The sequence below is a fragment of the Streptomyces sp. NPDC058375 genome (assembly GCF_042723425.1).
GTDB classification, from domain to species: Bacteria; Actinomycetota; Actinomycetes; order Streptomycetales; family Streptomycetaceae; genus Streptomyces; species Streptomyces durocortorensis.
Genome location: NZ_JBHXJG010000046.1, coordinates 23211 through 35418, shown reverse-complemented (window position 1 = coordinate 35418; position 12208 = coordinate 23211). Strand labels below are relative to the sequence as shown.

Here is a 12208-nt window from a genome sequence, read left to right as displayed (position 1 = left end):
GCCGCCCCCTGTGCGGGGACGGCCCACGACGGCCTCGACAACGATGGCAGGCGGCGGCGCGAGGCGCCCCGCACCGGCCGGGACCGGGGCAGGGCGCAGTGTGCCGGGCACCGTGCGGTGCGCGTGATGGTACGACGGGCGCATTCCCTGCTCCCTCCCCGACCGTGCCGGCCGGAGCCGGCCGACACCCTCAGGTCCTCTGCCTGGCCTCAGCCTGGCATGTGACGCGTCCGGCCGCTGCCGTTCGGGACGGAAATCGGCAAGCGCACATCACGGTTGTGTTGCCGAGGCCGGCGCGGGGCCGGCCGCCGTGTCAGCGCTTGGCGACGAACACGTGCGAGGCGACCTCGGTGTCCAGCTCGGCCGCCTCCCCGCTGGAGCCGACCAGCACCCCGCCGGGCGACTCGGTCACGCTCACGACGGACCCGGGCTGCACCCCGGCCCTGCGCAGCGTGTACATCAGCTGGGCGTCGGTCTGGATCGGCTCCCCGATCCGCCGCACCACCACGGTCTTGCCCTCGGCGCCCGGGTCCAGCTCGGCCAGGCTCACCATGGAGGCGTCCAGGAACGACTCGGCCCCGGCCTTCTCGCCCAGCTCCTCCAGGCCCGGGATGGGATTCCCGTACGGCGATTCCGTCGGGTGGCGCAGCAGCTCCAGCACCCGCCGCTCCACCGCCTCGCTCATCACGTGCTCCCAGCGGCAGGCCTCGGCGTGCACCTGCTCCCACTCCAGGCCGATCACATCCACGAGCAGACACTCGGCGAGCCGGTGCTTGCGCATGACGCGGGTGGCGAGGCGGCGGCCCTCCTCGGTCAGCTCCAGGTGGCGGTCCCCCGCGACCTGGACCAGTCCGTCGCGCTCCATGCGGGCCACCGTCTGGCTGACCGTCGGACCGCTCTGGTCCAGCCGTTCGGCGATGCGGGCGCGCATCGGGACCACGCCTTCCTCTTCCAGTTCGAGGATGGTGCGGAGATACATCTCCGTGGTGTCGATCAGTCCGGACATACGTGCCCCTCATGCTCTGACTAGAAAACGTCGTGCGATGGCCCTGCACCAATTCTGACGCATAGCGCCGACAACCGTGCCGCCCCGGTGGAAGACCGGTGGAAGTGCGTACGGGCGGGGTCGCCGGGCGGTATTGACAGTCCACTGGTCCAGACCGCAACGTGATCGGCGGCACAGGCATTCCCGAACCGCCGGAAGCCCGCCGCACCACCCGCCCCACACCCCGTCGAAAGGGCTCTCCCCGATGAGCGACAGCAAGCTGGCCGGTCAGTTCTTCGATGCGGCGATCGGCCTGCTGACGCGGGTGCGGGACGAGGAGGCGGACAGCATCGCCGCGGCCGGCGCGGCCGTCGCGGACACCGTGGAGTCGGGCGGCCGGCTCTTCGCCTTCGGTGCGGGCCACTCCTCGCTGGCCGCCCAGGACGTCGTCTACCGGGCGGGCGGCCTCGCGCTGATGAACCTGCTCACCGTGCCCGGCGTCGTCGGCGTGGACGTCATGCCCGCCACGCTCGGCTCGGCGCTGGAGCGGGTCGACGGACTCGCCTCGGCCGTCCTGGACTCCAGCCCCGCCACCGCCGGGGACCTCCTGGTGATCGTCTCGCTGTCCGGGCGCAACGCCCTGCCGGTGGAGATGGCGCAGAACGCCCGCGCCCTCGGGCTGAAGGTCATCGGCGTCACCTCGGTCGCGTACGCGGAGAACACCCGCTCCCGGCACGCCTCGGGCGGCTTCCTCCGGGACCACTGCGACATCGTCCTGGACAGCAAGATCGCGATCGGCGACGCGGAGCTGACGGCCCCCGGCGTCGAGGCCCCCTTCGCCCCCGCCTCGACCGTGGTGACCAGCGCGATCATGCAGGCGATGCTGGCGGCCGCCGTCGAGCGGCTGGCGGCCCGGGGCGTCGAGCCGCCGATGCTGCGCTCGGGGAACGTCGACGGCGGCCACGAGTGGAACGGCCGGGTCATGGCGGAGTACCGGGACCGGATCTTCTACCGCCACTGAGCTAACGCCACTGAGCCGCGGCCTGCGGGGTACAGGGCGGGAGGACGACCCGGGACGTCAGCCCGCCGCCCGGATTGGCCCGCGCGCCGACGTCCCCGCCGTGCGCCCGCGCCACCGACGCCACGATGGAGAGCCCGAGACCCGCGCCCTCGCCGGGTGCGTGGCGGCGGGCCCGCGCCCGGCGGAACGGTTCGAACAGCAGCGGCACGGTGGCCGGATCCACCTCGGGCCCGGTGTTGGCGACCTCCAGCCCGTCCGGCCCGACCCGGACCCGTACGGTCCCGCCGGGATGGTTGTGGCGCAGCGCGTTGGCGACCAGGTTGTGCACGAGGTGGTCCAGCAGGACCGCGTCGCCCTCGACCGTCACCGGCCGGGCCGCCACCTCGACGGCGATGTCCCGTTCCTTCGCCTCGGCCGCCAGCGCCTCGGTGACCGTGGAGACGGTCTCGTCCAGCGCGACCCGCTCCCGCCGCCGCAACCCCTCGTCCGAGACCGCGAGGAGCAGCAGCCCCTCGATGAGCCGCTCGCTGTTGGCGGCGGTGTCGATGAGCTTGTCCCGGATCCAGGCGACCTTCTCGGGCGGCGGGTCGTCGGCGAGCCCGATCTCGGCGGCGGCCCGCTGCACGGCGAGCGGGGTGCGCAGTTCGTGGGCGGCGTTGGCGGCGAACCGCTGCCGGGCGGCGACGAGCTGCTCGATCCGGTCGAGCATCCCGTCGAAGGTGTCGGCCAGCTCCTTGAGCTCACCGGGCGGGGCCTTCAGCGCGAGGCGTTCGTGCAGGTTGGAGCCGGAGAGCCGGCGGGCGCGGGCGGTGATGACGCCGACCGGCCGCAGCACCCGGCCCGCCATCCACCAGGCGAGGGCGACGGAGAGCGCGGAGTAGACGGCGAGGGAGACCCCGGAGACGGTCAGCAGCTGGCTGAGCGCGGCGTCCCCGGCGGCGGTGCTGACCTTCCGCGCGACCGCGTACTGACCGGGTTCGATGAGAGCCGTCTGCGCCCAGCCCGAGGCGGGCAGGGCCGGGGTGGCCACCCCGGCCTCCAGCCGGGCGGTGGGGACGGCCGGGGCGACGGCCGTGACGATCCCGGCGTACACGTTCTCGCTGACCAGGAGATAGACGATGGTCAGGAGCAGGACGCCGGCCATGACCAGCAGTCCGCCGTACAGGGCGGTGATACGGGCGCGCTCGCTGTTCACGGGGTGCCGCTCCCGGTCGCGGGGGCGTCGGGGGCCGGGCCGCCGTCCCCGATGCGGTATCCGGCTCCGGGCACGGTCTCGATCACGGGTGGCGCTCCCAGTTTCGTACGGAGTTTGGAGAGGGTGACGCGGACCGCGTTGGTGCGGTAGCTGGTGTCCTGCTCCCACACCTCCTCGATCAGGTCGTCGCCGCTGACGACGGCGCCCTCGGCCCGCAGCAGGGTTTCCAGCACGGCGAACTCCTTGCGGGAGAGGGAGAGGAAGCGTCCGTCGCGGCAGACCTGGCGGCGGGCGGTGTCGAGCGTCAGTCCGGCCCGTTCCAGGACGGGCGGCAGGGCGGGGCGGGCGCGGCGGCCCAGCGCGAGGACCCGGGCGAGGAGTTCGTCGTACGCGAACGGCTTGGTCAGGTAGTCGTCGGCGCCGAGCCCGAGGCCGGCCACCCGGTCCCGTACGGTCCCGGCGGCGGTGAGCATCAGGATGCGGGTGAGCAGACGCAGGGCGACGACCCGGCGGCACACCTCGTCGCCGTGCAGCCCCGGCAGATCGCGGTCGAGGATCATCACGTCGTACGCGCCGAACCGCAGCCGCTCCAGTGCCGCCCGCCCGTCGGGGGCGATGTCCACGGCGACGGCGTCACGGCGCAGCCCCTCGGCGATCATCTCCGCCAGGAATTCCTCGTCCTCCACCACCAGCACACGCATGGGCCCTGTGTACCCGAAAGCGATGTTTCGTCGGTGTAAGCATCCTCGCTGAGAGAAACGAAACAGCGTCCTCGCGCACGCTCGGGCCGACGTACCCGACCTGTCGGCAACCGACGAGGAGCCTCCATGAACCAGACCCTTTCCGGCCGGGCCGCCGCGCGCTCACGCGGTCGTTCCCTCGCCGCGGCCTGTGCGCTGGCCGCCGCCCTCGCCCTGACCGCCACCGCGTGCTCGGGCGACGGCGGCGGGACGAAGGACGGCGGATCGGCGTCCGACGGCAAGAAGACGAAGGAGGACCAGGCGCTGGAGCACCGTAAGTGCCTCCGGGAGCAGGGCCTGGACATCCCCGAGCCGAAGCCGGGCGAGAACGGCATGGGAGTGACCATCGACGGCGGCTCGATGGGCAAGGAGAAGATGGAGAAGGCGTTCAAGGCCTGCGAGGACAAGGCGGTCGGCGGCGGGCCCAAGGAGCTGACGCAGGCCGAGAAGGACAAGATGGTCGCCTACGCCCGGTGCATGCGCCAGAACGGCTTCGACATGCCCGACCCGAAGTTCGACGGCGGGGCGATGCAGGCGGCGCCCGCGCTCAAGTCGAAGGACATGAAGAAGTTCGAGAAGGCCAACAAGGCGTGCGAAAGCGCCGGCCGATGAAGCGGGGACGGGCCGTGACGGCGGCGGTGGCGGTCGCCGTGCTCGCGGTGACGGCCGGCTCGGTCGCCCTCACGCAGCTCGGCGGCGAGGAGGAGGCCGGCGCGGCGAAGAACACCGGGCTGCCCCCGGCCACCGCCGCGGTCGAGCGCGGGGACCTGCGCGACAGCGCCCAGGCCGACGGGACGCTCGGCTACGACAAGGAGCGCAAGGTCAACGCGGGCGCGGCGGGCACCGTGACCTGGACGCCGCGCACCGGCTCGACCGTGGAGCGCAACGAGCGGCTGTACGAGGTCGACGGGCGGCCGGTCCGTCTGATGTACGGCTCCGGGCCCATGTACCGGACGCTGAAGCCGGGCGACAAGGGCCGGGACGTGGAGCAGCTGGAGCGCAATCTCGCGGAGCTGGGCTACACGGGCTTCACCCCGGACCAGGAGTACACCGAACTGACGGCGGCGGCCGTCAAGCGCTGGCAGAAGTCCCACGACGCGAAGCAGACCGGGAAGGTCGGGCCGGGGGACGTCACGTTCGCCCCGGGGACGGTCCGGATCAAGAGAGTCGGGGCGGGCGTGGGCGAACAGGCCCAGCCGGGCGCCCCGGTCCTCGAAACGACCGGCTCCGAGCGCATCGTCACCTTCCAGCTTGAGGTTGCGGAGAGCCAGTTGGCGAAGGCGGGCACGAAGGTCGAGGTGGAGCTGCCGGACGGCACGACCGCGCCCGGGAAGGTCTCGTCGGTGGGCCGGACCGCGAAGCCCGGCGACGACCCGCAGGACGACACCCCCAAGGTGACGCTGACCGTCTCCTTCGACGACCCGGACGAGGTCGGCGGCTTCGACCAGTCGCCGGTCACGGTGAACCTGACGGGCGAGACCCGGAAGGACGTCCTGACCGTCCCGGTGAACGCGCTGCTGGCCCTGCCCGGCGGCGGCTTCGGCCTCCAGGTCGTCCAGGGCGGCACGTCCCGTGAGGTGAAGATCGAGCTGGGCATGTTCGCCGAGGGCCGGGTCGAGGTGTCCGGCGGCGGTCTGCGCGAGGACATGAAGGTCGGGGTGCCGAAGATATGAGCACCGACGCCGCCACGGGCCCGGCGCCCCACCCCCGTACGGTCGTCGCCCTCGCCGGCGTCACCAAGGAGTACCCGGGCCCGGTCGCCGCGCTGCGCGGGGTGGACCTCACCGTCGAGGAGGGCGAACTCCTCGGCATCGTGGGCCCGTCGGGCTCCGGCAAGTCCACGCTGCTGCACATCATCGGCACCCTGGACCGCCCGACCGCCGGCTCCGTCCACATCGCGGGCCACGACGTGGCGGCGCTCTCCGACCGCAGGCTCTCCGCGCTGCGCGCCCAGCACGTGGGCTTCGTCTTCCAGGCGTTCCACCTGGTGCCGGGCGTCAGCGCCCGCGACAACGTGGCGGAGGGCCTGCTCTACTCGGGCCTCCCCCGCTCGGTGCGCCGCCGCAGGGCGGCCGAGGCCCTGGACCGGGTCGGCCTCGCGGACCGCCTCGACCACAAGCCGCACCAGCTGTCCGGCGGCCAGAAGCAGCGGGTCGCCATCGCCCGGGCGGTCGTCGGCGAACCCGCGCTGCTGCTGGCGGACGAGCCGACCGGGGCGCTCGACTCGGCGTCCGGGGAGGCGGTGATGGGGCTGCTGCGCGACCTGAACCGGGAGGGGGCCACGATCGCGGTCATCACGCACGACACGGAGATCGCGGCGCAGTTGCCGCGCGAGGTGCGGATCCGGGACGGCCAGGTGGTCGCGGACGTGACCCACGGGCTCGCGGTGACGACGGGAGCGGAGCTGTGAGCGCCCCGCACGGCCGGGGCCGGGGCCAGGACAGGGGTCGGGGCCGGGACCGACTGAAAGCGGCCCGGCTGAGCCCCCGGGACGTGGCCCACGTCGGCTCGTCCGGACTGCGCAGCCGCCCGATGCGGGTGGTGCTCTCGGCCCTGGGCATCGCCATCGGCATCGCCACGATGATCTCGGTGGTCGGCATCTCCGCCTCCAGCCAGGCCCAGCTTCTGCGCGAGCTGGACAAGCTGGGCACCAATCTCCTCGTCGCATCGCCCGGTGAGTCGATGTTCGCCGGGGAAGAGGTGAAGCTGCCGGAGGAGTCGGTCGCGATGGTGGGCCGGATCAAGGGCGTCCAGGACGTGGGCGCGACGGCCGATCTGAACGCGACCGTACGCCGCACCGACAAGGTCGACGAGGACGACACCGGCGGGATCGCGGTCCGGGCGACGACCGCCGACCTGCTGCGCGTCCTGCGCGGCGAGGTCAGCAGCGGCGGCTGGCTGAACGCGGCGACCGGCCGCTACCCCTCGGTCGTGCTCGGCCATGTGGCGGCGGAGCGCCTGGGGGTGACGAAGCCGGGCGAGCAAGTGTGGCTGGGCGACCGATACTTCACCGTCACCGGCATCCTCGCCCCGCTCCCCCTCGCCCCGGAGATCGAACGTTCCGCCCTGGTCGGCTGGGAGGGCGCGAAGCGCCTGCTGGACTTCGACGGCCACCCGACATCGGTGTACGAGCGCTCGGCGGACTCTGCGGTGGAGGACGTGCGCAAGGTGATGGCGGCGACGGTCGACCCGCAGAACCCGCAGAACGTGAAGGTCACCGACCCGTCGTCGGCGCTCCGCGCGAAGGCGGCGACCGAGGGGGCGTTCAGCAGCCTGCTGCTGGGCCTGGGCGGTATCGCGCTGCTCGTCGGGGGCGTCGGAGTCGCCAACACCATGATCATTTCGGTCCTGGAGCGGCGGTACGAGATCGGCCTGCGCCGCTCGCTGGGCGCGACGAGGGGCCAGATCCGGATCCAGTTCGTCACGGAGTCGCTGATGCTGTCGGGCCTGGGCGGTCTGGCGGGCGTGGCGCTGGGCGCGGCGGCGACGGGGGTGTACGCGCACTCCGGCGGAGTGCCGTGGGTGGTCCCGCTGTGGGCGGTCGGCGGCGGCTTCGGCGCGACGCTGGTGATCGGCACGGTGGCGGGCCTGTACCCGGCGGTGCGGGCGTCGCGCCTGTCTCCGACGCTGGCGCTGCACGCGGCGTGAGGGGGCCCAGCGCGAGGGGGGCGGGGGCAAGGGGGCCCGCCATCTGAACAAGGTCGACCGCTCCCAGAGGCCCCTCACGGGCCCCCCGGGGGCGCTCCTAAAGCCTGTCCGCCGCCCCCGTCACCTGGGCCAGGTCGACCGCCCCCGCGACCCGGGCCGCGACCGTTTCCGCGTACGCCGTGTCGGTACGTTCGAACGCGGCCCGGTTCGCGGCGCGGAGGAACGTCAGCACGCCCAGCGTCCGGCCCCGGCTCCGGAGCACCGCGCAGAGCGCGTGCGCCGCGTCCCGGGGCCAGCGGCGCTCCACGGCCCAGGCGGCCGGATCGGCGTCACCGGCGGCGGCGCTCGTCCGGACGGTGCCGGTGCGCTCGACCGACTGGAGGGCCGGGTGGCCGGGGCCGTAACGGGCCGGGATGGCGCCGGCGGAGACCGGGAGGCAGGGGCCCGGGGCGTCGAACGGTGTGGCGGCCGTACGCACCAGGCGCTCGCCCGCCACCAGGTCGACCAGGACGTGGTCGGCGAACCCGGCGAGCGCGAAGTCCAGCAGGGAGGTCGCCGCCTCCATCGGGTCCTCGCACTCGGAGGCCGTACGGGCGGCCCGGTGCAGCTGGCTCGTCCGGAACCGCTGCCGGTCGGCCTCCTGCTCGGCGAGTTTGGCGGCGGTGACGTCCTGGAACAGCCACCCCACCCCGAGCGGAACCGGCTCCTCCGCCAGCGGCGAGGCCAGCCGCAGGAATCCGCTGCGCCAGCACCGGCGGCGCTCGCCCTCCGCCGTCCGCAGCGTCACCCACAGCTCGGCCGGGGCGCTCGGGGCCCCTTCGGCGAGCACGTGGTGCAGGGCCGCCTCCAGCTCCTCGACGCCCTGGACGACCAGCTCGCCGAGCGGACGGCCGAGGAGGGTGGTCCGGCCCCCGCCGAGCGCCCGGGAGGCGTACGCGTTGACGACCGTCGGGCGCAGGTCGACGTCGACGAGGGCCACGCCCCAGGACGCGTCCTCCAGCAGCGCCTCGCTCAGCGCGATGGCCCGCTCCAGGTCGATCTGGGCGTGCACCTCGCTGAACGCGCAGTAGACCCCGGCCGGCTGCCCGTCCGCGGCCCGCACCCCGGCGGACTGGGTCCGCACCAGCACCCGGCCGCCGTCCTTGCGCAGCAGCGCGAACTCGTGCACCTGCCGCCCCGGCGCGTCCATGGCCGACATCAGCCGCGCCTGCACCTCGTCCGCGTCGGCCCGGCGCACCGCCCAGCCGGCGAAGCCGCTGCGGCCGACGGCCTCGTCCGTCGACCAGCCGAGGACGCGTTCGGCCTCGCGGTTCCAGTGGGTGACCGTGCCGGCCGCGTCGAACGCGCAGAGCGCGGCGTCCATGCCGTCGAGCAGCGCCGCCAGCAGTTCGGACCCGTCGGGCGCACCGGGGATCCCGCCCTCGTCGGCCCGGGCCCCGGGGTCGGCGGAGAGCCCCGGCGGCCCGCCGCCGGAATCCTCGTCCGGTCCGAGCTCGTCGGTGGTCCCGCTGCTCCTGGAAGCACCCACTCCGCACCCCCCGCAGAACGTGTCGGCCGTTTCCCCACGCGTCGCCGCGTGTATTGCTGCACGTCAGACCATTCAACTCGAACGTGACCCAGCACACATCCACTTCACCCAAATCTTTCGACCCGGTCCGGCGAATAAATCGGTTGAACCGCGATCGGGGGCGCTCGTAGGCTGTGGAGCACACAGGAAAGGAGGTGTTCCGGAAGTGATTTCTCTTCGGACTCGTGAGGTGGCTGCGGGCTGACGCCCGTCGTCGCACTCTTTTGCAGTGCTGGGCCGGTCGCCGGCCAATCCCAAGCAGTCACCGACCCGCAGGCTCGCCGGTAAGTCCGGCCGGCTCCTCTGTGCACGGAGGAACCAGAGCCTGCGGGTTTCTGCGTTTTCCGGGTGTTTTCGCAGGTGACGCGGGTGCCCTACGGGCAGAGCCGCTCCACCTTCCAGGCCCCGTCCTCCCTGACGTACCGCAGCCGGTCGTGCAGCCGGTTCCCGTGCCCCTGCCAGAACTCGATGGTCTCCGGGACGACACGGAAGCCGCCCCAGTCGGGCGGGGCGGGCACCTTCTCGCCCTCCGGATAGCGCGCGGCCAGCTCCTCGTACCGCTCGATGAGCTCCTCTCGGGAGCCGATCACCGTGGACTGGTCGCTGGCCCACGCGCCGAGCTGGGAGCCGTGCGGCCGGGTACGGAAGTAGCCGACGGTCTCCTCGCGGGAGATCCGGGAGGCGGTGCCGGAGACGATCACCTGGCGGGCCATGGGGTGCCAGGGGAAGAGCAGCGAGACGTGACGGTTGGCGGCCAGCTCGCGGCCCTTGCGGGAGCCGTAGTTCGTGAAGAAGACGAAGCCCCGGTCGTCGTACTGCTTCAGCAGGACCGTACGCGAGGAGGGGCGGCCTTCCGTGGAGGCGGTGGAGACGACCATGGCGTTGGGCTCGTGGAGCGCCCCGCCCACCGCGACCTGGCGGAACCAGCGGGCGAACTGGACCATCGGGTCGGGGCTGAGGTCGGACTCCAGCAAGTCCTCGGAGCGGTACTGCTCGCGCATGGCCGCGGGATCGATGGTGGAATCGTCGGGGAGAGGTCCCGAAGAACCTTCTGGTGTGGGCACGGGCCCATCCTGCCGCAGCGGCGCAGTGTGCCCGGCGGGGAGGGCCGGTAACCACGCACCGCCGAAATGGGGTCCTGTGCCGGATGTCACGCTTCCCCGCTCCGTGGGAACCCGCCAATATCTTGGGGCGGGCCTTATGGGGGGCTCCGGGGCGCTGACGCACGGAGGCACCGGGGCCACAGGGCCGTCGCCCATCCGCCGCCGAACTGAGGGAGCCGCCTGATGTCCGACTTCGTACCCGGTCTTGAGGGAGTCGTCGCGTTCGAAACGGAGATCGCCGAACCGGACAAGGAAGGCGGTTCGCTCCGCTATCGCGGGGTCGACATCGAGGATCTGGTCGGTCACGTCTCCTTCGGCAATGTGTGGGGCCTGCTGGTGGACGGGGCGTTCAACCCCGGTCTGCCGCCCGCCGAACCGTTCCCGATCCCCGTGCACTCGGGTGACATCCGGGTCGACGTGCAGTCGGCGCTGGCGATGCTCGCCCCCGTCTGGGGCCTGAAGCCGCTGCTGGACATCGACGAGGCGACCGCCCGCGACGACCTGGCGCGGGCGGCCGTGATGGCGCTGTCGTACGTCGCCCAGTCGGCGCGCGGCCAGGGGCTGCCGATGGTGCCGCAGAACGAGATCGACAAGGCGCACTCGGTGGTCGAGCGTTTCATGATCCGCTGGCGCGGCGAGCCGGACCCGAAGCACGTGAAGGCGGTCGACGCGTACTGGACGTCGGCGGCGGAGCACGGCATGAACGCGTCCACGTTCACGGCCCGGGTCATCGCCTCGACGGGCGCGGACGTAGCGGCGGCCCTGTCCGGCGCGGTGGGCGCGATGTCGGGCCCGCTGCACGGCGGCGCCCCGTCCCGGGTCCTCGGCATGATCGAGGAGATCGAGCGTACGGGCGACGCGTCCGCGTACGTGAAGCAGGCGCTGGACCGGGGCGAGCGCCTGATGGGCTTCGGCCACCGCGTCTACCGCGCCGAGGACCCGCGCGCCCGCGTCCTGCGCCGCACGGCCCGCGAGCTGGCGGCGCCGCGCTTCGAGGTGGCGGAGGCGCTGGAGAAGGCGGCGCTGGAGGAGCTGCACAACCGCCGCCCGGACCGGGTGCTGGCGACGAACGTGGAGTTCTGGGCGGCGATCGTGCTGGACTTCGCGGAGGTCCCGGCGCACATGTTCACGTCGATGTTCACGTGTGCGCGGACGGCGGGCTGGTCGGCGCACATCCTGGAACAGAAGCGCACGGGCCGGCTGGTGCGCCCGTCGGCGACGTACGTGGGCCCGGGGACGCGGAACCCGCGCGAGATCGAGGGGTACGAGGACATCGCGGGGTGAGTCGGGAGGGGGCGGGGCCGGGCCCGGCCGGTGAACGTGCCGGTGCGGGGTAGACGTACCGGCACGTTTCCGGCGCATCCCGGGCGCATCCCGGCGCGCTCCCGGCACGAGGAGGCACACCATGGCCACGCCCCGCCCGTCCCTGACCCTGTCCAGCACGGTGCTCGACGCACCGGACGCAGCGGAACTGGCGGGCTTCTACCGCCGCCTCCTGGGGTGGGAGCCCGTACAGGAGGAGCCCGGCTGGGTGAAGCTCCTCCCGCCCGGCGGCGGCTCGGGCCTGGGCTTCCAGACCTCGGAGCCGTACGTGCCCCCGGTCTGGCCCGCCTCCCCCGGCGACCAGCTGATGATGCTGCACCTGGACTTCGAGGTGGCGGACCTGGAGACGGCCGTGGCCCACGCGGTCGCGGAGGGCGCGAGGCCCGCGGAGTTCCAGCCGCAGCACGACGTACGGGTGATGTTCGACCCGGTGGGCCACCCGTTCTGCCTGTTCGTGAACGAAGAGGCCCCGGGCGAACCTCCGGCGATCAGCCCCGAGTGGGTGGCCGAGCAGACCCGGGAGATCGCCGGGCAGGGCCGGGTGACGGCCCAGGACGCGGTGGCCCCGGACCCGTCGGGCCCGGCAGCTCCGGCCAGGCGGGCGGAGCCGGACGCGCAGCCGTAAC

General features: G+C 73.2%; 12 protein-coding genes. 7 read left to right on the top strand and 5 right to left on the bottom strand.

What is annotated here, in order from left to right; translation table 11 throughout:
* Positions 1-313: 313 nt before the first annotated feature.
* A complete protein-coding gene (locus tag ACFWM7_RS10910; protein WP_030799203.1) occupies positions 314-1006 on the bottom strand; it encodes a metal-dependent transcriptional regulator in 693 nt (230 codons plus the stop codon).
* A gap of 244 nt (positions 1007-1250) precedes the next feature.
* Here ACFWM7_RS10910 and ACFWM7_RS10905 point away from each other — a divergent pair, with 244 nt between their 5' ends.
* On the top strand, positions 1251-2006 hold the full coding sequence (locus ACFWM7_RS10905; RefSeq protein ID WP_383258034.1) for an SIS domain-containing protein: 756 nt from the start codon (positions 1251-1253) through the stop codon (positions 2004-2006).
* A 1-nt stretch (position 2007) separates the two neighbouring features.
* Here the strand turns inward: ACFWM7_RS10905 and ACFWM7_RS10900 are convergent, their stop codons facing one another.
* On the bottom strand, positions 2008-3201 hold the full coding sequence (locus ACFWM7_RS10900; protein WP_383258031.1) for a sensor histidine kinase: 1194 nt from the start codon (positions 3199-3201) through the stop codon (positions 2008-2010).
* The gene (locus tag ACFWM7_RS10895; RefSeq protein ID WP_383258025.1) at positions 3198-3902 is read right to left on the bottom strand and encodes a response regulator transcription factor; all 705 of its coding nucleotides are present in this window, start codon (positions 3900-3902) and stop codon (positions 3198-3200) included. Before ACFWM7_RS10895 ends, ACFWM7_RS10900 begins: the two co-directional genes overlap by 4 nt.
* Positions 3903-4028: 126 nt before the next feature.
* Between ACFWM7_RS10895 and ACFWM7_RS10890 the strand changes: the two genes are divergently transcribed.
* Genes ACFWM7_RS10890 through ACFWM7_RS10875 form a run of 4 tightly spaced genes read left to right on the top strand, consistent with a single transcriptional unit; the run spans position 4029 to position 7589 of the window.
* Entirely contained in the window at positions 4029-4553 is a 525-nt protein-coding gene (locus ACFWM7_RS10890) for a hypothetical protein (protein ID WP_383258019.1), read from the top strand.
* Positions 4550-5614: an efflux RND transporter periplasmic adaptor subunit gene (locus ACFWM7_RS10885; RefSeq protein ID WP_383258015.1), complete on the top strand. Its 1065-nt coding sequence runs from the start codon at positions 4550-4552 to the stop codon at positions 5612-5614. The genes ACFWM7_RS10890 and ACFWM7_RS10885 overlap by 4 nt, the downstream gene beginning before the upstream one ends.
* Entirely contained in the window at positions 5611-6351 is a 741-nt protein-coding gene (locus ACFWM7_RS10880) for an ABC transporter ATP-binding protein (RefSeq protein WP_383258012.1), read from the top strand. Before ACFWM7_RS10885 ends, ACFWM7_RS10880 begins: the two co-directional genes overlap by 4 nt.
* A complete protein-coding gene (locus tag ACFWM7_RS10875) occupies positions 6348-7589 on the top strand; it encodes an ABC transporter permease (protein WP_383258007.1) in 1242 nt (413 codons plus the stop codon). Before ACFWM7_RS10880 ends, ACFWM7_RS10875 begins: the two co-directional genes overlap by 4 nt.
* 97 nt (positions 7590-7686) lie before the next feature.
* On the opposite strand, the gene ACFWM7_RS10870 is transcribed toward ACFWM7_RS10875, so the two are convergent.
* Positions 7687-9117, bottom strand: a complete 1431-nt coding sequence (locus ACFWM7_RS10870) for a PAS domain-containing protein (RefSeq protein ID WP_383258004.1) — start codon at positions 9115-9117, stop codon at positions 7687-7689.
* Between the two features lie 413 nt (positions 9118-9530).
* Positions 9531-10157: a pyridoxamine 5'-phosphate oxidase gene (gene pdxH / locus ACFWM7_RS10865; RefSeq protein ID WP_383258001.1), complete on the bottom strand. Its 627-nt coding sequence runs from the start codon at positions 10155-10157 to the stop codon at positions 9531-9533.
* A gap of 285 nt (positions 10158-10442) precedes the next feature.
* Between pdxH and ACFWM7_RS10860 the strand changes: the two genes are divergently transcribed.
* The gene (locus tag ACFWM7_RS10860) at positions 10443-11543 is read left to right on the top strand and encodes a citrate synthase 2 (protein WP_383257998.1); all 1101 of its coding nucleotides are present in this window, start codon (positions 10443-10445) and stop codon (positions 11541-11543) included.
* 121 nt (positions 11544-11664) lie between these two features.
* The gene (locus ACFWM7_RS10855) at positions 11665-12207 is read left to right on the top strand and encodes a VOC family protein (RefSeq protein WP_383257994.1); all 543 of its coding nucleotides are present in this window, start codon (positions 11665-11667) and stop codon (positions 12205-12207) included.
* The last annotated feature ends 1 nt before the right edge of the window (position 12208 follow it).

Bases quoted from the DNA above. Each gene is read 5' to 3' on its own strand.
- ACFWM7_RS10885 (WP_383258015.1), top strand. From the start codon at position 4,550: ATGAAGCGGGGACGGGCCGTGACGGCGGCGGTGGCGGTCGCCGTGCTC.
- ACFWM7_RS10895 (WP_383258025.1), bottom strand. From the start codon at position 3,902: ATGCGTGTGCTGGTGGTGGAGGACGAGGAATTCCTGGCGGAGATGATC.
- ACFWM7_RS10860 (WP_383257998.1), top strand. From the start codon at position 10,443: ATGTCCGACTTCGTACCCGGTCTTGAGGGAGTCGTCGCGTTCGAAACG.
- ACFWM7_RS10855 (WP_383257994.1), top strand. From the start codon at position 11,665: ATGGCCACGCCCCGCCCGTCCCTGACCCTGTCCAGCACGGTGCTCGAC.
- ACFWM7_RS10910 (WP_030799203.1), bottom strand. From the start codon at position 1,006: ATGTCCGGACTGATCGACACCACGGAGATGTATCTCCGCACCATCCTC.
- ACFWM7_RS10880 (WP_383258012.1), top strand. From the start codon at position 5,611: ATGAGCACCGACGCCGCCACGGGCCCGGCGCCCCACCCCCGTACGGTC.
- ACFWM7_RS10905 (WP_383258034.1), top strand. From the start codon at position 1,251: ATGAGCGACAGCAAGCTGGCCGGTCAGTTCTTCGATGCGGCGATCGGC.
- ACFWM7_RS10890 (WP_383258019.1), top strand. From the start codon at position 4,029: ATGAACCAGACCCTTTCCGGCCGGGCCGCCGCGCGCTCACGCGGTCGT.
- pdxH (WP_383258001.1), bottom strand. From the start codon at position 10,157: ATGCGCGAGCAGTACCGCTCCGAGGACTTGCTGGAGTCCGACCTCAGC.